Genomic DNA, 19,437 nt, shown 5'->3' with positions numbered 1-19,437 from the left:
AACGATCGGGATTTTGTGTAAGTTTCTTTTGACATTATGGGGGGCAACTGCGAGACTTGACAGAAGAAACTGCGCAGGCCTGCTCGTGTTGGCAAACGGCCTTCGGCGCAATGTGCGAGGGCGACGTGGACCATCAGGGCCAGACACAGCAGCGGATGCAAGGGGCACCAGATAGGATGCTGACGCAATTCGCGCTGCGGGTCGTGTCTGAACTGCGCTGCAATACCGCGATTGAAACTGGCGTACCGCAAGATGACGTGCTGGATCTGCTGCTGAGCCACACGACAACCGGCGCGACCGAGCCGCTGGGGCTGCTGTACACGGAAATGAAATACCGTGGCATCGGGGCCGAGCAGATCATCGACATCTATTTCCCGGCTGCGATCGGAAAGATCGGCACGGATTGGCATGAGGGCGATCTGGACATTCTGCAAGCGACATTGCGTTTGTCACGCCTGCAAGCGCTGCTGCGCGAATTGGGGCGTGCATGGGTGTCGGACAGTATCGGTAGCCCGATGGGGCCGCGTATATTGTTGGTCTTGCCTGGTGGCGAGCAGCATACCTTGGGCGCCATGCTGGCAGCAAACCAGATGCGGCGCATCGGGGTGTCTGTCTGCGTATGCCTTATTCCCAACGCCACGCTGCTGGCAGAAAAGCTGCAAAATCACCGCTTTGACGCGGTTTTTGTATCTGCCGCGAACCGTTCTTGCCTTGCGTCCTGTGTCGATTTGGTGAACACAATCCGTAGGTTGCCCGCCGGAGGGCTGCCGATAGTATTGGGCGGCGGTATATTGAGAGAATTGCAAAACGACATGGGCTTGAAGGCACTTGCCGACCATGTCGGTGCCGACTTGGCGACTTTGGACGTGACCAGGGCACTTGCGGTATGCGGCTTGAATAACAAGGCGCAGGCCGCCGAATAGGGCCTGGTGTCGGTCTGGGCTTGCAGTGTGCAAGCCGCGTAAAGGAGCAAGTCGCACGTGTCGAACGATGGTGCCAATTTTCAGTCGGATGGCGCGGTCCCTATCCTGAGGGACCCTGTTGTCACGTCTGTTGTGGCCACGCTTTCCGATGTATCGCTCGTCATTGCGCAAGATGGCAAAGTGCGGGCCGCAGTCGCCAAGCCGGATTCGGGTTTTGCCGGGGTGGTAAAGGGCTGGATCGGTCAGGATTTTACCAAGGTTCTGGATGGCGATTCGGGTGAGCGGTTTCGCGCCCGCTGCGAAGATCTGGCCAATCGGGCAAAGTCTGGCGATGCGTCGCCGTTCCGCTGGGTCGAGCTTGTGCACAAAGGCGTGGGTGGCGGCGGCGTGCCGGTGCGGTATGCGATGCACCTTGTCAGCCAAAGCGATGAAGTGTTGCTGCTGGGACAGGACCAGCGCCCCGTCATGGAGATGCAGCAACAGCTCATGAATGCCCAGATCGCGCTGGAGCAAGACTACGAAGCACAGCGCGAACTGGACACACGCTACCGGCTGTTGATGGATTTCACATCCGACGCGGTGGCGCTTGTATCGGCGACGACCGGCACCATCGTGGACCTGAACCACAACGCGGCCTCGCTCTTTGGCACGGCGCGCGCCGAATTGCTGGAAACCCCGTTTGCCGAACGGTTTACCGGGCGCAGGCGCGGAGAGTTGCTGTCGGCACTGTCATCGCCACTAGCCGTCGACTCTCCCAGCCCGATAGAGGTGGAGCTGAAAGCCTCTCAGCGCCAGCTTTTGCTGTCGTCCAAGCTGTTCCGCGCGGCGGGTGAGCAGCTTATTTTCGTCCGGCTCAGCGATCCCGAACTTGGCTCCGTGGCAGATGGCAAGCTGGTCGCAAACCTGCGCCAGTTGTTCTATCGTGGCCCCGATGCGATGGTATTCACCGACCGCGACGGCAATATCCTGTCTGCGAACGAAACCTTCCTGAACCTGACCGATGTGTCCAACCCGTCTGCGGTGCAGGGGCGGTCCGTTGCCGATTTCCTGGCGCGTGGCGTGGTGGACCTGAAAGTGCTGCTGGAAAACGCCCAACGCGCCGGCCAGTTGCGTATGTATGCCACCAAGCTGAAGACCGATTTCGATGCGATGGTCGCGGCGGAAATTTCGGCGACATGGCTGGATGACCGTCTGACGCCGGTTCTGGCGCTGGTGATCCGCAATGCCTCTAGCGCGGCGGCGCGGCGAGGCGAGGCGGGTGCGCAGGATGCCGATATGCGCGGCGTGATGGAATTGGTCGGGTCGAGCACGCTGAAAGACATCGTGGCCGAAACGACCAATGTGATCGAGAAGATCTGTATCGAAACCGCGATCGAGCTGACGCGCAACAACCGCGTTGCCGCCGCCGAGATGCTGGGTCTGTCGCGCCAATCGCTTTATGTGAAGCTGCGCAAATACGACATGCTGTCGCGCGAAGAGGATTGAGGCGCTTTTTGCGCCCAAAACCGTGCCCATCTTGATCTGTGTCAATTCGCATTGCCACCCCATGTGTAAACTTGTGCTTACATATAGGGGAGTCGTCACATGCGGATCGTTTTCATCCACCCGAACTATCATTCCGGCGGCGCCGAGATTGCAGGCAATTGGCCGCCAGCTTGGGTTGCCTATCTGACCGGGGCGCTGAAAAACAACGGCTTTGACGACATCCATTTCATCGACGCGATGACCAACCATGTTGGCCCCGATGAGCTACGCGCCAAGCTGGCGGAGTTGCAGCCCGATGTGGTGGGTGCGACCGCGATCACGCCCTCGATCTATGAGGCCGAGGAATGCCTGCGCATTTCCCGAGAGGTCTGCCCAAACGCCCGCACCATCCTTGGCGGCATCCACGCCACCTTCATGTTCCGGCAGGTGCTGTCGGAAGCGCCGTGGATCGACATCATCGTGCGCGGCGAGGGCGAAGAGATTATTGTCGCCTTGATGAACACGATTGCAGAGGGGCGTTGGCCCGAAGATCGTCACAAGATCAAGGGCTTGGCCTTTGTTGATGATGGCGAGATCGTTGCCACTGAAGCCGCGCCCACGGTCAAGGATCTGGACGGGATCAAGCCCGACTGGTCGATACTGGAATGGGACAAATACATTTACATCCCGCTGAACCGCAAGGTCGCCATCCCGAACATGGCGCGGGGCTGCCCCTTCACCTGTTCGTTCTGTAGCCAGTGGAAATTCTGGCGCGACTACCGCGTGCGCGACCCCAAAAAAGTGGTCGATGAGATCGAGGATCTGGTCGACAATCACGGCGTCGGCTTCTTTATCTTGGCCGACGAGGAACCCTCGATCAACAAGAAGAAATTCATCGAGTTTTGCGAAGAGCTTATCGCCCGCGGCCTGCCCGAGCGTATTCAATGGGGCATTAACACCCGCGTCACTGACATCATGCGTGACAAGGATCTGCTGGGCTTCTATCGCAAGGCCGGGCTTGTCCATGTGTCGCTAGGCACCGAAGCCGCCGCGCAGATGAAGCTTGATGTGTTCAACAAGGAAACCACGGTCGCCGAGAACAAGGAAGCCATCCGCCTGCTGCGCGAAGCCGACATCTTCGTGGAAGCGCAGTTCATCGTGGGCTTGGACAATGAAACCCCCGAAACGCTGGAAGAAACCTACCAGATGGCGTGGGATTGGCAGCCAGACCTTGCCAACTGGGCGATGTATACGCCCTGGCCCTTCACGCCGCTGTTTCAGGAACTCCGCGATCAGGTCGAGGTGTTCGACTATTCCAAATACAATTTCGTGACCCCCATCATGAAGCCAGCCGCCATGACGCGTGGCGCGCTGCTGGAAGGGGTGCTGAAGAATTACCGCCGCTTCTACATGAAAAAAGCACTGTTCCATTACCCGTGGCGCGGCACGGGATACCGGCGGAAATACCTCCTGGGGTGTCTGAAAGCGTTCCTGAAAGCCGGGGTGCAGCGCCAGTTCTACGATCTGGGCAAGACCGACTATTTCAGCATGAAATCTCGCGACGACGTAACGTTCGGCTTCGACATGACCCGCACCATTGCAGATGCGCAGATGTCGGATTGGGAAGATCACGCCGACAAGAAACGCAAGGCGCAGGAACGCCGCGACGCGCTGCGTGCCCAAGGCAAGGCCCGCGCGGTGGAACGCAACGCGGCCAAGGCTTGCGGTGGCGGGACCGAGCAGATGGAAGAGTCGCGCAGCTTCAAGATGCCAAATGGTGCCACGGCCACGCGCACGGAACCGGCGGAGTAACCGGCCATGTCCGCGCTTGCGGCAAATAGGGCAAGGATCGGGCCAAACGCGATTCTGCAACATTTGCCGGTGTTGGATGCGGCCATCGGCGAGGCCTTGCGCGGCGCGCTTTTGCAGCGCGCGGGCGTGGCAGAGCCCCCGCCCGATGCCGGTATGCTGCCCGAAGACGATGTCGCCCGCCTGCACCACGCGGTGCGGCTGTTCCTGCCAGACCGCGCCCCCGCGATCCAGCGGGCGGCGGGGTTGGCAACGGGGGATTACATTCTTGCTCACCGCATTCCCGCGCTTGCGCAACGCTTGATCCGGACGTTGCCCGCGCCTTTGGGCGCGCGGCTTCTGGCCATCGCAATCACCAAGCACGCCTGGACCTTTGCCGGGTCGGGGCGGTTCCGGGTGTTGGGCCACCGCCCCTTGCGTGTGGAAATTCAAGACAACCCATTGGCGTCCGGCCCGGCCGATGCGCCAATCTGCCACTGGCATGCCGCCGTGTTCGAGCGGTTGTTCGGCGCGCTGGTCTGGCCAAACGTGCATGTGGTCGAGGAAGCCTGCACCGCGATGGGCGATCCCGCCTGTATCTTCACCATCGCGCCAATTGGGCGAGTGGACCGCGCCGTCAGCTTGGGCTGACCGGCCAGCGCCGTTCCAGGTCGTTCAGGCCCGCACGGATCAGCTCTTCCAGCGCGGGCATATCCAGCTTGGACAGCGCGCCCAGATACAGACACGCCTTGCCGAGCTTGTGGGGGCCGAGCCGCGCCAGAACCTCGCCGAAATTGGCATAGCCCGGCATGATATACACCACCATCTTGGCCTTGCGCGGGGCAAAGCCGGTGGCCAGAGACACCCCGGAATGCCCGCTGTCATAGGTGTAGCGGTAGCTGCCGTAGCCCAGAATGCCCGCAGGCCACAGGCAAGGCTGCCAGCCTGTCGTCATCCGAAACAGGTCATCCAGCGTGCGTGCATCCGCGCTGCGACGGTCCGGCACAACGCCGTCCAGAAATGCCGCGATCTGTCTTGGGTCATGAACGGGAGGGGTGTCGGTCACGATGCGGCCCTGCACTGCAATCAACTGCGAGGGTAAGGACAGAGCGCCGCGTGTGTCAATCTGTCCCCGGTTGCCGCGCGCGATTTTCGATGTAAACTCAACTTTACACTTGCACGACTCAAGGTTGACAGGCAAGATTTACATATGAGTGTAAGCGATAGTATACAAGCGCGCCTGCCGCATCCTGCCGCCATGTTGGAGCTCATAAAGCCGATCACATGGTTCCCGCCGATGTGGGCGTATTTGTGCGGTATCATCTCGGTCGGGGTCTGGCCCGAAAGCTGGGCGCTTGTCGTCCTTGGTGTGCTGCTGGCCGGTCCTATCGTCTGCGGCATGTCGCAGGCTGCGAATGACTGGTGCGACCGCCATGTGGATGCCATCAACGAACCCGACCGCCCGATCCCGTCGGGCCGCATTCCGGGCCGTTGGGGTCTGTATATTGCACTGGCGATGAGCGTGCTGTCGCTGGGCGTCGGCTGGCTGCTTGGCCCTTGGGGCTTTGGCGCAACCGTGGTCGGCGTGCTTGCGGCTTGGGCCTATTCCGTCGAACCCATCCGCGCCAAGCGGTCGGGCTGGTGGGGGCCGGGGCTGGTGGGCCTCAGCTATGAAGCACTGCCCTGGTTCACCGGCGCCGCCGTGATCGCCGCAGGTGCGCCAAGGTTCGAGATTGTCGCCGTCGCCGTGCTATACGGTCTTGGCGCGCATGGCATCATGACAATCAACGATTTCAAAGCCATAGAGGGCGACCGCCAGATGGGGCTGAAATCCCTTCCGGTCACGCTGGGCCCTGTCAACGCGGCCACGGTCGCGGGCACCGTCATGGTGCTGGCGCAACTGGTGGTCGTCTGCCTGCTGGTGATCTGGGGCAAGCCTTTGCACGCCGCCGCGATCGCCGTGGGCATCGGCGTGCAGATCTGGGCGCTCGGCCGCTGGCGCACGGATCCCGCAAAACTGGCCCCATGGTTCAACGGCACCGGCGTCGGCCCCTATGTTCTGGGCATGATGGTGGCCGCCTTCGCACTTCAAGGACTGCCCGTATGACACTGAGTTGGTTGCAGATTTTCCGTCTTGGGTTGGTGCAGGCCTGCCTTGGCGCGATTGTCGTTCTGATGACATCCACCCTGAACCGCCTGATGGTTGTCGAACTGGCGCTGCCCGTGGTCTTGCCCGGCGCGCTGGTGGCCCTGCATTACGGCGTGCAGATCACCCGTCCGCAATGGGGCCATCTGGCCGACCAAGGCGGCAACCGCAGTCGCTGGATCATCGCGGGCATGGTGCTTCTGGCACTTGGCGGTGTGGGTGCGACCTTGGCCATTCCGCTGCTGGAGAGCAATCTGGCCTTGGGTCTGGCCGTGTCGGTTCTGGCATATGCGGTGATCGGCCTTGGCGTGGGCGCGTCCGGCACTTCGCTTCTGGCGCTGCTGGCGACTGCGACGGCAGAGCGCCGACGTCCGGCGGCTGCAACGATCACATGGCTGATGATGATCGCGGGCATTGCGATCACGGCTATCACGGCGGGCAAATTCCTTGACCCCTACAGCCATGCGCGGCTGCTGGTGGTCGTGGCAATTATTTGCGCCGGTGCCGTTGCGCTGACCATTCTGGCGGTTTGGGGCATAGAGCGGCGCGTCATCGCGCGTGCGGCCCCTGCGCCACAGAGCTTTCGCGATGGGCTCGCCGACATCTGGGCCGATACCCGCGCACGGCATTTCACCTTTTTCGTGTTCCTGTCCATGACCGCGTATTTCATGCAGGAACTGATACTGGAGCCCTATGCAGGGCTGGTCTTTGGCTTCACCCCCGGTCAATCGACATCTATGTCCGGCGCGCAAAACGGCGGCGTATTCCTCGGCATGGTGCTGGTCGGCGTGGCCGCGACAGGGTTTCGCCTTGGCAGCTTGCGGGTCTGGGTCATGTCCGGCTGCGCGGGTTCGGCGGCGATGCTGATCGGCATTGCAGGGGCCAGTTTCTGGGCGCTGCCTTTGGTGCCGCTGGTTGTGGCGCTTGGGTTCTTCAACGGCATGTTCGCGGTCGCGGCCATCGGGTCGATGATGCAGCTTGCAGGCGAGGGGGCGGATAAGCGCGAAGGCGCGCGTGTCGGGCTTTGGGGTGCGTCCCAAGCCATGGCGGCGGGGTTCGGCGGGCTGACAGGGGCCGCGCTTGTGGATGCCGCTCGTAGCCTGATGCCCGTGGCTGACGCGTTCGGTGCGGTGTTCCTGTTTCAAGCTACACTCTTCATCGCGTCGGCTGCCTTGGCCGCGCGCATCATGACACCGCGCGCAGTTGCCGCGCTGGTTCCGGGGGAATAAACCATGACATATGATGTTTTCATCGTGGGCGGCGGCCCTTCGGGTGCCACGGCAGCGACCGATCTTGCCCGCGCGGGCCACAAGGTGGCGCTGCTGGACCGCTCTGGCCGTATCAAACCCTGTGGCGGCGCGATCCCGCCGCGCGCGATTGCGGATTTCGATATTCCAATGTCTCAGGTGGTCGCGCAGATCACGACGGCGCGGATGATCTCTCCCACAGGGCGCGCGGTGGATATTCCCATTGAAAACGGCTTTGTCGGGATGGTCGACCGCGAGCATTTCGACGAATTCCTGCGCGAGCGTGCGGCAGAGCATGGTGCCGAGCGGCTGACCGGCACGTTCCTGCGGATTGAGCGCGACAAGGACGGCACCCATGTCGTCTGGCGCGACAAGGTGTCGAAAGACGAACGCCGCAGCCTGACCAAGCTGGTGATCGGGGCGGATGGTGCGCGCTCGAACGTGGCCCGCGCCGAAGTGCCGGGCGGCGACAAGATCCCGTATGTGATCGCTTATCACGAGATCATCAAAGCGCCACCCGCGAATGACCAATACAACCCCGACCGCTGCGACGTGATCTATGATGGCCGCATCTCGCCCGATTTTTACGGCTGGGTGTTCCCGCATGGCAAAAGCTGCTCTGTCGGCATGGGCACCGAAAAGCCGGAAGCGGACCTGAAAGCGGCTACCGCCGATCTGCGCGCCATGTCAGGGCTGACGGGCTGCGAAACCATCCGCCGCGAAGGCGCGCCCATCCCGTTGCACCCGATGGACCGTTGGGACAATGGCCGCGACGTGGTGCTGGCGGGTGATGCGGCAGGCGTTGTCGCGCCAAGCTCTGGCGAGGGGATTTACTACGCCATGGTCGGCGGGCGCGTGGCCGCCACGGCGGCGCAAGCGGCGCTGGCATCCGGCAAGCCCAAGGACCTGGCACTGGCGCGCAAGCTGTTCATGCGCGAGCATAAAACCGTGTTCAAGGTGTTGCGCTCGATGCAGGACGCTTATTATAAATCCGACGATCGGCGCGAGCGCTTTGTCAGCCTGTGCCATGACATCGACGTGCAGCGCCTGACGTTCGAGGCTTATATGAACAAGAAACTGGTTGCCGCGCGTCCCATGGCCCATCTGCGCATCGGTGTGAAAAACCTGTTGCACCTGAGCGGGCTTGTGCGCCCGAACTTCACATGAGCTGGCTGATCCCCGCATGGGAAGACGGTGTCTTGCGTCCGATTGACAAGCTGGAGGTGCACAGGCGCGGTCTGAAGCACAAGGCGATTTCCGTCTTTGTGACCGAAGGCGACCGCGTGCTGCTGCAACGCCGTGCCGCGCATAAATACCACACGCCGGGACTGTGGACGAATACCTGCTGCACCCACCCGCATTGGGGCGAATCCGATCTGGACTGCGCCAACCGGCGGCTGGACGAAGAGATGGGCATCACGGGACTGCACCTGCGCCATGTGGCACAGATCGAATACCGCGCCGATGTCGGCGGAGATTTGATTGAGCACGAACTGGTACAGGTCTACACCGCGCGGGCCATGCGTGATCTGACGATCGCACCCAACCCGGATGAAGTGTCCGACACCGATTGGATCAATCTGCCCGCGCTGAATGCCGTGATCGAGCGCAACCCGGAGCGGTTCACGCCATGGCTGCGCATCTATCTGCGCGACCACGCGGCGCAGATATTCGGGACAGACCGCGCCGCTGAAATGGCAGACGCCGTGCGATAGGCGCGATCAGGCGAATTGCGGGTTGCGCCGCCAGACAGACAGGTTCAGCGCGCCCGCAATCGTGACCCAAAGCAGGTATGGCGCGATCAGCGCGCCTGCAAGCGGGTCGGTCAGGTAGAAACTGACCATGGTCAAGGCCACCGCAGTCCAAAGGCAGCTAAGGATGACCATTGCCGCGCGCATCCGCCGCAAGCCGAATAATACCGGCGACCAAAGCGTGTTGAACGCGATCTGCACCGCCCAGAACGCCAGGGCCTGTTGCGACCCGTCGATCAGCGCCACGCGCATCGCGGCGTAGGACATCGCGATATAGAGCGTGACCCATACCAAGGGAAACACAAAGCCCGGCGGGGTCCAGACCGGTTTGTCGAGCTTGTCATACCATGTCCCCGGCTCGAACATCGCGCCTGTGGCCCCAGCCGCACCGCAGGCGGCGAGGAAGGTCAAAAACAGCATCCAGTCCATACGCGCACCTTTTCTGGCCAAGTGGAACTGACCTAATAGTGCCCCCTAGCGGGGGCAAGCCTTTACTGGGGCGCCCTTGCGGGCGCGGTGTGTCTGCTTGGTTGTTGCTCAGAAATAGGTCAAGCGCTGCGCTGGTCCATGCCGATCTGTGCATTGCGGCGCGCTATGTCTTGGGCACGCAGCCGCGTGAGTGCGTCGATCAACGTGTCGGACCGGCTGACGGGTGAGATGCCGGCGGCGGCATCGACCAGAAAAGCGACCTCTGTGGCAGGGGCTGCATATAGCGTGGCCATGCGCGGCTGGATCGTGCTGAGGCCCGCGCGCAGGCCCGACAGCGCCAGCCAGCCCAGCTTGCGGGTTTTGCCCGTATGGGCGCGGCCCGTGACGCTGTCGCATCCGCGCGCGCGCACCGCGCTGCCAATGCCCGCATAAATATGCCGCGCGGCGAAAATGCCGGGGCGGCAGGCCATTGGCAGATCTGCAATGCCGGGTTCGGCGCGCAGGTAGAGCCGGTCAGCTTCGCGCAAGAGCCGGTCGGTCATGGCGCGGATCTCGGGGCTTGCTGAGGGATTGTGTAGGAACGCGTCCGCGTCGACCCCGGCTTCGGCAAACCAGTCACGCGGCAGGTAGATGCGGCCAAGCGCAGCATCCGCCCCGACATCTCGCGCGATATTGGTCAGTTGCATGGCCAGCCCCAGATCGCAGGCGCGCGCCAGCCGGTGACGGTCGCGCACACCCATCAGCACGCACATCATGACGCCGACCACGGCCGCCACGCGCGCGGAATAGTCGCGCACGCCCGAAAGCGTCGCATATGTGCGTTCCTCTGCATCCCAGGCCAACCCCTCCAGCAGAGCATCGGGCAGGGCGCGGGGCAGGGCGTGTGTTTCGATCAGTCGGGCAAAAGCGCGGTCGATGGGGGCATCGAATGGCTGCTCGGCATAAGCGCGGTCAAGCCTGTCTTGCAGGTGCAGCACCGCTTGCACAGGGGCCGCGCCTTCGTCCACCGCGTCATCGGCCAGTCGGCAAAAGGCATAGAGCACCAATGCCGGGTCGCGCACCCGCGCGGGCAACAGCTTGGACGCCGCGTGAAACGACAAAGACCCGGTGCGGATCGCCGCGCGGCATTCGGCCATATCTGCGGCGGCGCTCATTCGGCGGCCATGGGCAAAGGAGGGGCCATGGGGCGGGGCGCATCAGGGACAAGCTGGCCCATCACCTCTGCGGTGCCGATCACGCCAGGCACGCCCGCGCCGGGATGGGTGCCAGCACCGGCCAGATACAGGCCCGGCAGTTCTTCGGACACGTTATGCGGGCGGAAATAGGCGCTTTGCAGGATGCGCGGCTCGATCGAGAAGCCCGAACCCAGCGGCGAGAGATACCGGTCGCGGAAGGTTTCGGGCGTGAAAACAAGGCTTTCGGTCACGCGGTCGGACAGGCCGGGCAGCAGGCGCTCTTCCAGCATGGCCAGCATCTTCTGACGGTAAGGGTCTTCCTCGACAGCCCAATCCACCCCGTTGTCAAAGCCCAGATGCGGCACGGGCGACAGCACATAGAAGGTATCATCACCATCCGGGGCAACCGACGGATCGGTGACGGAGGGGCGGTGGACATACAGGCTCATATCATCGGCCAGCTTGCCGCGAATGAAAATGTCCTTGATATGCTCGCGGTAGCGCGGGCCGACAACGATGGTGTGATGGCCGACATCGGACCACATCTTCGCCGTGCCGCGGGTGCCGAAATACCACACGAACAGACCCATGGACCAACGCTGGCGCTTGACCTTGGCATCTGTCCAGCGTTTGCGCGACCGGTTTCGCAACAGCCGCGTATAGGTATGGCCCGCATCGGCGTTCGAGATGGTGACATCGGCCTTGATCTGCGTGCCGCCCACCAAGCGAACGCCCGCCGCGCGACCCTTTTCCACAAGTATTTCATCGACTTCCGTGGACATCTTCAACTGGCCACCCTGATCGCGGATGACATTCGCCATGGCCTCTGCAATCGCCTGCACACCGCCCATTGCGTAATGCACGCCGAAGGCGGATTCCAAGTGGCTGACAAGGATATACATTGATGTCACGCGGAACGGGTCGCCGCCGATGAACAGCGGGTGGAAGGACAGCGCAAAGCGCAAGCGGGGGTCGCGCACCCGCCGTGCGGCATGGGCATAGACGGACCGGTCCGCGCGCAGCCAGACAAAGCGCGGCAGCACCTTCACGAGCTCCCACAGCTCGTTCATGGGGCGTCGGCCAAGGTCCTCGTAGCCGAACCAGTAGCGGTCCTCGGCATCCGACAGGAATTTGCGAAAGCCGGGCAGGTCGTCTGGCGACAGCGCCTCTACCTCGGCCTCCGTCGCGGATTTGTCGGCATGCAGCCGAAAGCTGGACCCGTCGGGCCAGCGGATTTCATAGAACGGTTTCATGGGCTTGAGCGTGACATCACGGTCGAAATCGCGCCCGCAAGCTGCCCACAGATCGCGCAGGCCCTGCGGCACGGTCACGATGGTCGGACCAAGGTCGAAGCGGTGCCCGCCCTGCGTTATGGACGACCCGCGCCCACCAACACGGTCCAGCTTGTCGATAACCGTGACAGCATATCCCTTGGCCCCAAGGCGCATGGCGCTGGCCAAACCGCCAAGTCCCGCCCCTATGACAATTGCCTGCGACGGCGCGTGAGAATCAGTCATCATCGGGTCCCGTGCCTTTTCATTAGTGTCAGCCTACACCGGCCCGATGTGTCAATCAAGGTTTACATTTGTTTCTTTACTATGTCTATTTGCTATGACAGACTTTATCCGAAGTCTCAGGATGGAATCGACCCATGCAGACAGTCACGCTCAGCCTGTTCCGGTTTGACAGCCCGCTCACGCGCCTGTGGGTGCTGGGGCAGATGGGGGCTGCGCGGCTGGTCTTGCCACGCGTGCCCGGCTTGGCATTCTGGAAGCTGTGCGGCTCTGGCACTGGCGAAGGGTTCACACCGCGCCCGAACTGGGGTGTCTGGGCGATCCTCTCGGCCTGGGATAACATGAAGGTCGCGCGCCAAGGGCTTGCACATAAACCTTTTTTGGCATGGCAGGCCCGCGCGGATGAAGCCTATACCATTTTCATGGAACCGGCCTCCGTGCGCGGCCATTGGGCCGGTGTCAGGCCGTTTCAGCCACATGGCGACGTGACAGGCCCGATCGCTGCCATGACCCGTGCCACCGTAAAACCCGCCCGCGCGCTGCGCTTCTGGGGGCGGGTGCCGGATATTTCCGCCAAGGTCGGGGCCGACCCCAATGTTATGTTCAAGATCGGCATCGGAGAGGTGCCGCTTTTGCATCAGGTCACGTTCTCGGTCTGGCCCGACACGGCCAGCATGGCGGCCTTTGCCCGTCGTGGACCCCACGCAGAGGCCATTCGCGCCGTGCGGGACGAGGGCTGGTTCAACGAGGAACTTTATGCCCGTTTTCGCCTGACCGGCACGGCGGGCACGTGGCAGGGGCGCGACCCTCTGGCACGATCACTTCAGCAGGAGGCCGCATGACGCCTTTTCCCTTCGCCGCCATCGTTGGCCAGGATGAGATGAAAACCGCGATGGTGTTGACCGCCATCGACCCGAAAATCGGCGGCGTGCTGGTGTTTGGCGACCGTGGCACCGGCAAATCTACCGCTGTGCGTGCGCTGGCCGCACTTTTGCCGCCAATTCAATCTGTTGCGGGGTGTCCTTGCAATTCTGCCACGCCGGATGATTGCCCCGATTGGGCGCAAGTTACCGACACCGCTTTGGTCGAGCGCCCCACGCCGGTCGTGGACCTGCCCTTGGGCGTGTCCGAAGACCGCGTGACGGGTGCCTTGGACATAGAACGCGCGCTGACCCGTGGCGAAAAGGCGTTCGAGGCGGGGCTTCTGGCCCGCGCGAACCGCGGCTACCTTTATATCGACGAGGTCAATTTGCTGGAAGACCACATCGTCGATCTGCTGCTGGACGTGGCGCAATCGGGCGAGAACGTGGTTGAACGTGAAGGGCTGTCGATACGCCATCCTGCGCGCTTTGTGCTGGTCGGTTCTGGCAACCCGGAAGAGGGCGAGCTGCGCCCGCAGCTTCTGGACCGCTTCGGCCTGTCGGTCGAGGTGACAAGCCCCAAAGAGATCGACACCCGCATAGAGGTTATCCGCCGCCGCGACGCGTATGAGAACGACCATGCCGCTTTCATGGCGCAGTGGCAGCCCGAAGATGCCGCCCTGCGCGACCGTATCCTGACCGCGCGCGCCGCTTTGCCCGATCTGAAAACGAGCAATGTGGTGCTGCATGACGTTGCGTCTGTCTGTCTTGCGCTTGGCTCCGACGGGTTGCGCGGTGAGTTGACGCTGCTGCGCGCCGCCCGTGCGCTGGCGGCCTATGAGGGCGCCCCCGACGTGACCCGCGACCATATCCGCCGCGCCGCGCCCATGGCGCTGCGCCACCGCCTGCGCCGCGACCCGCTGGATGATGCGGGCTCTACTGCGCGTGTCGCCCGCCAACTGGCCGAGGTCTTGCCATGACCTGTGTTTTCATCTTGCCTCAAATACTCACGTCGCGCCGCTTGCAAGCCACGCAACTTGCATGACCCCGTTCGACGACACCAGCGGCCCGAACCGTCCCACGCCGCCGCCCGATCCTTGGGCGCAGGTCGGGCTTGCGTTGGTGCTGCTGGCGGTGGACCCGGCAGGATTGCGCGGGTTGTGGTTGCGCGGGCGTGCGGGGCCGGTGCGCGACAGGGTGCTGGCGGCCCTTGCGCCTTTGGCCCCCCGCAAGCTGCACCCGTTCATGGCCGAGGATGCCCTGTCCGGCGGCCTAGACCTGTCGGCGACGCTCGCGCTCAACACTCTGCAACGGCATGAGGGCTTGCTGAACCGTGACGGGGTTCTGACGCTGACCATGGCGGAACGCTGCCCGCCGGGCCTGTCGGTGCGGCTGGGGCAGGCACTCGATGCGCGGCCCGGTCTGGCGCTGGTCGCGTTGGATGAGGCCGCCGAAGAGGGCGAGGGCTTGCCGCAAGCCCTGTCCGACCGGCTGGCGTTGTTTCTGGACATCGACGCGTTCGGCTGGTCCGGCAGCACCGATCTGGCGCTGGACATGCCTTGCATCGCGAAAGCGCGCGCGCGGCTGGCGACCATTCCCCTGACCGCAGAGGCGTTGGAGCAACTGACCCGTGTGGCCCACGGGCTTGCTATCGACAGCTTGCGCGCACCTTGGCTGGCGCTGATGGCCGCGCGGGCGCATGCCGCATGGCGCGGGGTGACAGAGCTTTCAGAGGACGACCTGCGCGTGGCCGTTGAACTGGTGCTGGCGCAGCGTGCGCGCGCGCTGCCGCAAGAGGCCCCGCCGGATGACACGCCGCCCCCGCCAGAGCCGCCAGAGGATGATCCCGAAGAAGGGCGCGACCGCGACAGCCAGGAACCTCAGATTCCGGACGATCTGCTGATTGATGCTGCGTTTTCGGCGCTGCCCCCCGGCCTGCTGGCGCGGTTGCAAGCGGCCAAAGCCGCGCGGGCCGGGGCTGGTAACAGCGGCGCCGGCGCGCGCCGCAAATCGCTGGCACGGGGCCGGCCCATCCCGTCGCGCCCCGGCAAGCCCGGATCTGGCGCGCGCGTCGATGTGATCGCCACCCTGCGGCAGGCCGCGCCGTGGCAGGCCGTGCGCCGGTCCGCGCGCCCCGACGCGCAGCCGGGCCGGTTGCTGCTGATGCCCGATGATATCCGGATCAAACGCTATCAGGACCCCACCGACCGTGTGCTGATCTTCGTGGTCGATGCGTCGGGCTCCGCCGCCGTGGCGCGGTTGGCAGAGGCCAAGGGCGCGGTCGAGATTATGCTGGCAGAGGCCTATTCCGCCCGCGATCATGTGGCACTCGTGACCTTTCGCGGTGAGACGGCGGAACTGGCGCTGCCGCCGACACGCTCGCTTGTTCAGGCCAAGCGCCGTCTGGCGGGCTTGCCCGGTGGTGGGGCCACGCCGTTGGCGGGGGCGATGCAGGTCGCGCTGAACGCCGCGTTGCAGGCGCGTGCGCGCGGCATGTCGCCGACATTGGCCTTTTTGACGGACGGGCGTGGCAATATTGCGCTGGACGGCAGCGCCAACCGCGCGCAGGCCGGAGAGGATGCGACCACGCTGGCCCGTGCCATTGCCGCGCGCGCGATCCCGTCGCTGGTGATCGACACAAGCCTGCGGCCCAAGCCGTTGTTGTCCGAGCTGTCCGCCGCGATGGGCGCGACACGGATTGCCTTGCCGCGCGCCGATGCGCGCGCCATGGCGCAAACACTCGGGGCCGCATTGGGGGGGTAGGCGATGAACGAGCTACCCGCCGATTGGCCAATGCGCGACCGCTCGCGGATGATCCGCTGTCGGCCGCATGTCTGGCATGTGCAGAGCATGGGGCAGGGACCGGATGTGCTGTTATTGCACGGGGCCGCGGCCTCTGGCCACAGCTTTCACCGGCTGATGGCGCACTTGCCCGGCTACCGGCTGATCGCGCCGGACCTGCCGGGGCAGGGTTACACCCGCGCGGGCGGGCATTTGCGCATGGGGCTGGATGCGATGGCCGACGATCTGGGCGCGTTATGTGCCGATCAGGACTGGCGGCCGGTCGCGATTATCGGGCATTCGGCGGGCGCGGCAGTGGCGTTGCGCATGGCCGAAATCATGCCCCGTCCCCCCCGCGCTGTGGTGGGCATAAACGCGGCCCTTGGACCGTTCGACGGGTTCGCGGGCTGGCTCTTTCCGAAACTGGCGCGGGCAATGGCCACCGGTCCGTTCGCGGCGGCGGTGGTCACAAAACTCTCGTCATCGCGCCCGCAGGTGGCGCAGCTGTTGACCGGCATGGGATCGCCGCTCGATGCCGAAGGCGTCGAGATGTATCGCCGTCTTGTCAGCCGCACCCGTCATATAGAGGGCACGCTGGGCATGATGGCGCAATGGCAGTTGGAACCGCTCTTGGAACGCCTGCCGCAAATCACCGTGCCGACATTGCTGATTACTGCGGCGGGCGACAAGGCGGTGCCGCCGCGCGTCTCGGTCGAGGCGACCGAGCGTCTGCCCCGCGCCCGCCATGTCGCGTTGCCGCGATGGGGTCATCTTGTGCATGAAGAGGCCCCCGAAGATGTGGCCGCGCAAATCCTGCCATTCTTGCAGTCGCATCAGGGCGCGGTTTCGTTGGTCTGATCCCGCGGCGCGGCGCGTATCTCGCTCGCATGGCAAAATGCCGCCCTTGCATTGGCGGCATCCTGGTTCGGCTGTCTGCGAAGATCAGCCTTTGTCGTCATCGTCGTCGTCTTCATAATCTTCAAGGCCGGTCGGCAGGGTGGCAATGTAATTCATGACATTGATCCGATCCTCGACCGAGAAGGCGCGCAGGTTGATCATGGCCGCACCAGGATGCGCGTTCGAGATCTTGTTCATCACTTCGTCCGGCAATTCGACGGCCTCTGTTCCGACGAAATTGTGCTCGTCGCCAGATCCCCAATCCAATGCGCGTCCATCGAAGCCGTGGCAAGCTGCGCAGGTGGTCTGGAAAATCTCGCGCCCGCGATCAAGATCGCCTGACCCGCGGATCACCGAGCGGGTGTCGTAGTCGATGAACCCGCGCATATCGACCAGCCCCTTGGACAGGAAGGTGGCAAGGCGCAGAATTTCGTCATCCGTAATCATGTCCTTGGTGTAGGGGTGGTTGGCGTCGCGCAGCATGGGCATGATCTGCTCGGCCGGCATCCCCGACACACCCATCACACCCTTGATGCCGGTGAAATGGCTGCCTTTGCTGTAAATGCCGTCGGCCCCTTGGTAGTCCCATCCGTGGCATTCCTTGCACCGATACGTGCCGGGGCCGCTTTGTTCGGCACTGGCCGGGTATACGGGGTTCGTGCCCTCGGGGTCCTCTCGGTCAAGGGCTTCCCACCAATTGTCGTAAATTCGTCCCCCGGCGGCGATGGTCCAGCCTTCGGATTGAACTTGTGGCGCGCCGTGGACGAAATATTGCTGGTTGGGCCCATGCTCTTGCGGCGGCGCGGATACTTGCGCCAGCGCACCCTGTGCGAAGGCAAGCGCGCCAAATGTCGCCAACGCCGCGACCTGTGGTATACAGTTGAACCTTGTCATCAATTCCTCCCTAGTTTGAAATCGCCACCCAAGTGTCACAAGCCGTGACCTGCGGCGCGATGTCTCATTCAGCAGGGACGATGAAATCACTTGCGTCAAAGCAATTATCAGGCGGATACTTGCTGATATGGGGAAATGAGACTTTCGTTTAGGTGTAGCGGGTAGGGAGGGGTATGGCCATGAACGCAGTTCAACCGGTGCGAGTGTCGGCGCAGGCGCAGCGATTGGGCGGAATTCGGCGCATGTTATGGGTTCTGATGCTTGTGCAGCTTCTCTGCGCGGCGGGCCTTGCGATCGACCTTTACTCGGAATTTCCCGATCCGCGCCTTTGGCCGGGGTTGCCCGCGATCGACCTGCATCATCTGATGGCGGAAATCGTTATGGTCGCGCTTGTGTTGACCGGGCTGGCCGTGACCCGCCATGTCATGCGCAAGCTGAACGCGGAACGCCACGCGCTGCGTGCGCAGCTTGGTTCCTTGCGCGGTGCCTTCGACACTATCATTCAGGAGCAGTTCGCGCAGTGGAAACTGACCCCTGCGCAATGCGATGTTGCGCTGCTGACTTTGCGCGGGTTGCGTCTGTCCGAGATTGCGGCGGCGCGCAACTGCGCCGAAGGCACGGTCAAGGCCCATGTCAGCGCCATTTTCCGCGCAGCCAAGGTTGGCACCCGCAGCGAGTTGATCGGTCTGTTCATGGATGAATTGCTGGATTTCGGCGCGACGCAGGCCTGACGGGCTCAGGCGCTGATCCGCCATTCGCGCGCGCCGCTGGCCCATGCGCGGGCGGCTTGTCCAAACGCCTCGAACAAGGGGCGCGACACAGGGTCGTCGCCCGCACGCCATTCGGGGTGCCATTGCACCGACAGGGTGAAGCCCGGCGCGCCCTCGACATACAACGCCTCTGGCGTGTCATCGGGGGCGTGCCCGTCAATCACGATGCGTGCGCCCGCGCGTTTTATGCCTTGTCCGTGCAGCGTGTTGGTCATCACCTCTGGCGCGCCCATCAGCCGGTGGAACACGCCCCCTTCGGCAAAGCGCACGCTGTGGCGCAGGGCGAATTTCTCTTCCAGTGTGCCATCGGGTGGCATGCGGTGGTTCATCCGCCCCGGCAAATCACGGATCTCTGGGTGCAGCGAGCCGCCCATTGCGACATTCACCTCTTGAAAGCCACGGCAGACCCCAAGGAAGGGCTGGCCGCGTTCGACGCAGGCGCGCACCAGCGGCAAGGTGATCGCGTCGCGCGCGCGGTCGAAGGCACCATGCGCGGGAGTTTCTGCCTCTCCGTATTCGGCGGGGTGAACATTGGGCCGACCGCCGGTCAGCAAAAACCCGTCGCAGGTTTCGAGCAGTTCCTCGACCGATACCAGCGCAGGGTCGGGTGGCACCAGCAACGGAATACCGCCAGAGACATGCGACACGGCTTCGGAATTCATCGAACCGCCAGCATGCGCGGGGTATTCATCATTGATAAGATGAGAATTGCCGATAATGCCGATGACGGGTCTGCGCATGGTTCATCCTGTTGTTACACCCATAACCTAACAAGTCCTGCCCAAAGGTCGAGAGGGT

The 19,437-nt window shown here is 63.4% G+C and carries 19 protein-coding genes; 13 read left to right on the top strand and 6 right to left on the bottom strand.

The window, feature by feature from the left end; genetic code table 11:
* The first annotated feature begins 176 nt into the window (after window positions 1-176).
* From ROE7235_RS08060 to bchJ, 4 genes are all read left to right on the top strand, one after another.
* On the top strand, window positions 177-923 hold the full coding sequence (locus ROE7235_RS08060; RefSeq protein ID WP_147434185.1) for a cobalamin B12-binding domain-containing protein: 747 nt from the start codon (window positions 177-179) through the stop codon (window positions 921-923).
* Between the two features lie 57 nt (window positions 924-980).
* The gene (ppsR, locus tag ROE7235_RS08055) at window positions 981-2,408 is read left to right on the top strand and encodes a transcriptional regulator PpsR (protein WP_245963909.1); all 1,428 of its coding nucleotides are present in this window, start codon (window positions 981-983) and stop codon (window positions 2,406-2,408) included.
* 99 nt (window positions 2,409-2,507) lie between these two features.
* Window positions 2,508-4,199: a magnesium-protoporphyrin IX monomethyl ester anaerobic oxidative cyclase gene (bchE, locus tag ROE7235_RS08050; protein WP_121094437.1), complete on the top strand. Its 1,692-nt coding sequence runs from the start codon at window positions 2,508-2,510 to the stop codon at window positions 4,197-4,199.
* 6 nt (window positions 4,200-4,205) lie between these two features.
* Entirely contained in the window at window positions 4,206-4,826 is a 621-nt protein-coding gene (bchJ, locus tag ROE7235_RS08045) for a bacteriochlorophyll 4-vinyl reductase (protein WP_121094435.1), read from the top strand.
* Here bchJ and ROE7235_RS08040 read toward each other — a convergent pair.
* A complete protein-coding gene (locus tag ROE7235_RS08040) occupies window positions 4,813-5,241 on the bottom strand; it encodes a DUF1801 domain-containing protein (RefSeq protein ID WP_121094511.1) in 429 nt (142 codons plus the stop codon). The genes bchJ and ROE7235_RS08040 overlap by 14 nt on opposite strands.
* A 144-nt stretch (window positions 5,242-5,385) precedes the next feature.
* Between ROE7235_RS08040 and chlG the strand changes: the two genes are divergently transcribed.
* Genes chlG through idi form a run of 4 tightly spaced genes read left to right on the top strand, consistent with a single transcriptional unit; the run spans window position 5,386 to window position 9,283 of the window.
* Entirely contained in the window at window positions 5,386-6,282 is an 897-nt protein-coding gene (gene chlG / locus ROE7235_RS08035) for a chlorophyll synthase ChlG (protein ID WP_121094433.1), read from the top strand.
* A complete protein-coding gene (locus ROE7235_RS08030) occupies window positions 6,279-7,550 on the top strand; it encodes a BCD family MFS transporter (RefSeq protein ID WP_121094431.1) in 1,272 nt (423 codons plus the stop codon). Before chlG ends, ROE7235_RS08030 begins: the two co-directional genes overlap by 4 nt.
* Before the next feature lie 3 nt (window positions 7,551-7,553).
* Window positions 7,554-8,735: a geranylgeranyl diphosphate reductase gene (locus ROE7235_RS08025; protein WP_121094429.1), complete on the top strand. Its 1,182-nt coding sequence runs from the start codon at window positions 7,554-7,556 to the stop codon at window positions 8,733-8,735.
* Window positions 8,732-9,283: an isopentenyl-diphosphate Delta-isomerase gene (gene idi / locus ROE7235_RS08020; protein WP_121094427.1), complete on the top strand. Its 552-nt coding sequence runs from the start codon at window positions 8,732-8,734 to the stop codon at window positions 9,281-9,283. Before ROE7235_RS08025 ends, idi begins: the two co-directional genes overlap by 4 nt.
* A gap of 6 nt (window positions 9,284-9,289) precedes the next feature.
* Here idi and tspO read toward each other — a convergent pair whose 3' ends face one another.
* The 3 genes from tspO to ROE7235_RS08005 form a co-directional block, all read right to left on the bottom strand.
* On the bottom strand, window positions 9,290-9,748 hold the full coding sequence (gene tspO, locus ROE7235_RS08015) for a tryptophan-rich sensory protein TspO (RefSeq protein WP_121094425.1): 459 nt from the start codon (window positions 9,746-9,748) through the stop codon (window positions 9,290-9,292).
* Between the two features lie 119 nt (window positions 9,749-9,867).
* Window positions 9,868-10,902, bottom strand: a complete 1,035-nt coding sequence (crtB, locus tag ROE7235_RS08010; RefSeq protein WP_121094423.1) for a 15-cis-phytoene synthase — start codon at window positions 10,900-10,902, stop codon at window positions 9,868-9,870.
* Window positions 10,899-12,443 (bottom strand): phytoene desaturase, encoded by a 1,545-nt coding sequence (locus tag ROE7235_RS08005; RefSeq protein ID WP_121094421.1) that lies wholly within the window; start codon window positions 12,441-12,443, stop codon window positions 10,899-10,901. The genes crtB and ROE7235_RS08005 overlap by 4 nt, the downstream gene beginning before the upstream one ends.
* A 131-nt stretch (window positions 12,444-12,574) precedes the next feature.
* Here ROE7235_RS08005 and crtA point away from each other — a divergent pair, with 131 nt between their 5' ends.
* The 4 genes from crtA to bchO all read left to right on the top strand — a co-directional run bounded on the left by crtA (window position 12,575) and on the right by bchO (window position 16,936).
* Window positions 12,575-13,279, top strand: a complete 705-nt coding sequence (gene crtA, locus ROE7235_RS08000) for a spheroidene monooxygenase (protein ID WP_121094418.1) — start codon at window positions 12,575-12,577, stop codon at window positions 13,277-13,279.
* Window positions 13,276-14,277 carry a magnesium chelatase ATPase subunit I gene (gene bchI / locus ROE7235_RS07995; protein ID WP_121094416.1) on the top strand — a complete coding sequence of 334 codons (1,002 nt, stop codon included), beginning with the start codon at window positions 13,276-13,278 and terminating at the stop codon, window positions 14,275-14,277. Before crtA ends, bchI begins: the two co-directional genes overlap by 4 nt.
* 61 nt (window positions 14,278-14,338) lie before the next feature.
* Complete coding sequence (locus tag ROE7235_RS07990; protein ID WP_121094414.1) at window positions 14,339-16,060, top strand: magnesium chelatase subunit D; 1,722 nt, start codon at window positions 14,339-14,341, stop codon at window positions 16,058-16,060.
* Between the two features lie 3 nt (window positions 16,061-16,063).
* Window positions 16,064-16,936 (top strand): alpha/beta fold hydrolase BchO, encoded by an 873-nt coding sequence (gene bchO, locus ROE7235_RS07985; protein WP_121094412.1) that lies wholly within the window; start codon window positions 16,064-16,066, stop codon window positions 16,934-16,936.
* Between the two features lie 84 nt (window positions 16,937-17,020).
* Here bchO and ROE7235_RS07980 read toward each other — a convergent pair whose 3' ends face one another.
* Complete coding sequence (locus ROE7235_RS07980; RefSeq protein ID WP_121094410.1) at window positions 17,021-17,869, bottom strand: cytochrome c; 849 nt, start codon at window positions 17,867-17,869, stop codon at window positions 17,021-17,023.
* Between the two features lie 179 nt (window positions 17,870-18,048).
* Between ROE7235_RS07980 and ROE7235_RS07975 the strand changes: the two genes are divergently transcribed.
* Window positions 18,049-18,600, top strand: coding sequence for a helix-turn-helix transcriptional regulator (locus ROE7235_RS07975; protein ID WP_183073403.1), 552 nt, complete (start codon window positions 18,049-18,051; stop codon window positions 18,598-18,600).
* Between the two features lie 5 nt (window positions 18,601-18,605).
* Here ROE7235_RS07975 and ROE7235_RS07970 read toward each other — a convergent pair whose 3' ends face one another.
* Entirely contained in the window at window positions 18,606-19,379 is a 774-nt protein-coding gene (locus ROE7235_RS07970; protein WP_121094406.1) for a gamma-glutamyl-gamma-aminobutyrate hydrolase family protein, read from the bottom strand.
* Window positions 19,380-19,437 lie beyond the last annotated feature (58 nt).

The sequence above is a fragment of the Roseinatronobacter ekhonensis genome (genome assembly GCF_900499075.1).
In the GTDB taxonomy this organism is placed as follows: domain Bacteria; phylum Pseudomonadota; class Alphaproteobacteria; order Rhodobacterales; family Rhodobacteraceae; genus Roseinatronobacter; species Roseinatronobacter ekhonensis.
The sequence above is the reverse complement of the archived record's forward strand: the minus strand, read 5'-3'. Positions and strand labels throughout refer to the sequence as shown.

Excerpts from the sequence above, each read along its gene's own strand:
- ROE7235_RS08060 (WP_147434185.1), top strand. The coding sequence starts at position 177 with ATGCTGACGCAATTCGCGCTGCGGGTCGTGTCTGAACTGCGCTGCAAT.
- bchE (WP_121094437.1), top strand. The coding sequence starts at position 2,508 with ATGCGGATCGTTTTCATCCACCCGAACTATCATTCCGGCGGCGCCGAG.
- bchJ (WP_121094435.1), top strand. The coding sequence starts at position 4,206 with ATGTCCGCGCTTGCGGCAAATAGGGCAAGGATCGGGCCAAACGCGATT.
- chlG (WP_121094433.1), top strand. The coding sequence starts at position 5,386 with ATGAGTGTAAGCGATAGTATACAAGCGCGCCTGCCGCATCCTGCCGCC.
- ROE7235_RS08030 (WP_121094431.1), top strand. The coding sequence starts at position 6,279 with ATGACACTGAGTTGGTTGCAGATTTTCCGTCTTGGGTTGGTGCAGGCC.
- ROE7235_RS08025 (WP_121094429.1), top strand. The coding sequence starts at position 7,554 with ATGACATATGATGTTTTCATCGTGGGCGGCGGCCCTTCGGGTGCCACG.
- idi (WP_121094427.1), top strand. The coding sequence starts at position 8,732 with ATGAGCTGGCTGATCCCCGCATGGGAAGACGGTGTCTTGCGTCCGATT.
- tspO (WP_121094425.1), bottom strand. The coding sequence starts at position 9,748 with ATGGACTGGATGCTGTTTTTGACCTTCCTCGCCGCCTGCGGTGCGGCT.
- crtB (WP_121094423.1), bottom strand. The coding sequence starts at position 10,902 with ATGAGCGCCGCCGCAGATATGGCCGAATGCCGCGCGGCGATCCGCACC.
- ROE7235_RS08005 (WP_121094421.1), bottom strand. The coding sequence starts at position 12,443 with ATGATGACTGATTCTCACGCGCCGTCGCAGGCAATTGTCATAGGGGCG.
- crtA (WP_121094418.1), top strand. The coding sequence starts at position 12,575 with ATGCAGACAGTCACGCTCAGCCTGTTCCGGTTTGACAGCCCGCTCACG.
- bchI (WP_121094416.1), top strand. The coding sequence starts at position 13,276 with ATGACGCCTTTTCCCTTCGCCGCCATCGTTGGCCAGGATGAGATGAAA.
- ROE7235_RS07990 (WP_121094414.1), top strand. The coding sequence starts at position 14,339 with ATGACCCCGTTCGACGACACCAGCGGCCCGAACCGTCCCACGCCGCCG.
- bchO (WP_121094412.1), top strand. The coding sequence starts at position 16,064 with ATGAACGAGCTACCCGCCGATTGGCCAATGCGCGACCGCTCGCGGATG.
- ROE7235_RS07980 (WP_121094410.1), bottom strand. The coding sequence starts at position 17,869 with ATGACAAGGTTCAACTGTATACCACAGGTCGCGGCGTTGGCGACATTT.
- ROE7235_RS07975 (WP_183073403.1), top strand. The coding sequence starts at position 18,049 with ATGAACGCAGTTCAACCGGTGCGAGTGTCGGCGCAGGCGCAGCGATTG.
- ROE7235_RS07970 (WP_121094406.1), bottom strand. The coding sequence starts at position 19,379 with ATGCGCAGACCCGTCATCGGCATTATCGGCAATTCTCATCTTATCAAT.